Annotated in this window: 3 protein-coding genes; all 3 read right to left on the bottom strand. The window is 42.7% G+C overall.

Annotated features, from left to right (window positions below):
* Nucleotides 1–245, bottom strand: a 245-nt coding sequence (locus A3766_RS28760) for a GIY-YIG nuclease family protein (protein WP_197479333.1), incomplete at its 3' end; no start/stop codon positions are given.
* Nucleotides 226–864, bottom strand: coding sequence for a UvrY/SirA/GacA family response regulator transcription factor (gene uvrY / locus A3766_RS05115; RefSeq protein WP_068515802.1), 639 nt, complete (start codon nucleotides 862–864; stop codon nucleotides 226–228). The genes A3766_RS28760 and uvrY, both read right to left, overlap by 20 nt.
* 51 nt (nucleotides 865–915) lie before the next feature.
* On the bottom strand, nucleotides 916–1385 hold a 470-nt coding region (locus A3766_RS05110), incomplete at its 5' end, for a hypothetical protein (protein WP_231882836.1).

Below are 1385 nucleotides of genomic sequence, written 5' to 3'. Positions count from 1 at the left end.
GTGACTTCTATTTTAGCGATTTTGCTGACTAGCGATTGAGTCTTAAGAGACAAACCCTGACGAGCAAAATAACTGGAAACACGTTTTTTGAGATGCTTTGCCTTACCAACATACAGTATGCTTCCGTCACTACCATACATACGGTAGACTCCCGGACTTGTAGTCAATCCAGATAAAAAGCTTTTAGAGTCAAATGAGGAAGATTCTGAGAAGGATTCTTGCAGATCAATTGGGTCGGTCGACATCTAACAAACCATTTCGCACAGCAAGCAAGGTCAATTCAACATCACTGGTGATATCCAGCTTTTCAAATATCCGATAGCGATAACTATTTACTGTCTTTGGGCTCAGACAAAGCTTGTCTGATATGCTCTGAACTTTCTGGCAATCCATAATCATCGTGGCAATCTGCAGTTCTCGCTCAGACAAACTGTCAAAAGGAGACGAGTTCGCTTTACCTAAGGCCATAGCCTGTGCAATATCAGGGCTAATATAACGCTCGCCGCTATGAACTTGCTTGATTGCCTTGATCATCTCAGAAATATGGCTGTTCTTCGAAACATATGCCGAAGCACCCGATTCTAAAACGTGGCTTGGGTAAGGATCATCAATACAAGCTGTTACAACTACGACTTTTGTTTGCTCATTTTGACGCTTTAGCCTTCGTGTTGCCTCTAGCCCACCAATGCCGGGCATTTTGAGGTCCATCAAGACAACGTCAGGGGAATGTTCGCGCGCTTTGCTTAAAGCATCTTCACCAGAAGATGCTTCACCGACTACCTCAATCGCACCGTCATCAAGCAACATACGCGCAATACCTGCACGAATCAGATCATGATCATCAACGACTAAGACTTTTATCAAAATAAATCACCCGCGAAAGCAACTAGAATTGTTAGACAATGAACGCGGAGATTATACAGCAATGCTTGTTAGTTTTGGTGACGAATTCAAGGTTTTCATCTTAAACCCCTGAGAATCAAGCCATTGAGAAGCTTCAAATTCACTCAAGCATACCGACGTTGCATAGGGGTGCTTAACCTTGAATATTTCTTCGAACTGATAGAGCAAGTGACTTCGGTTATTGCTACTAAATACAACAGCAATAGCCTTCATTCCTTTAATATAAGACCAAGCATTAAGCGCCTTTAGTGTTTCGATTTGAAACGACTCGGATAGAAGCATATCCATGCCCTTTAAGTTGATCACACAAGCCCACTCTCGGGTAAAATAGCGGTGAACCAAACGTTTATAACTAGCGACATAGTCTAAGGTATTCCCCTCATTCCATGTTCCAAGCATATCGATCGTCAAGATATCGTGCTTTGCATCGATCACAAAATTGGTTGTCTCTATGCGGCTCCCGCCTTCAACGCTAGAATTCG

The sequence above is a fragment of the Oleiphilus sp. HI0132 genome, assembly GCF_001635845.1.
The sequence above is the reverse complement of the archived record's forward strand: the minus strand, read 5'-3'. Positions and strand labels throughout refer to the sequence as shown.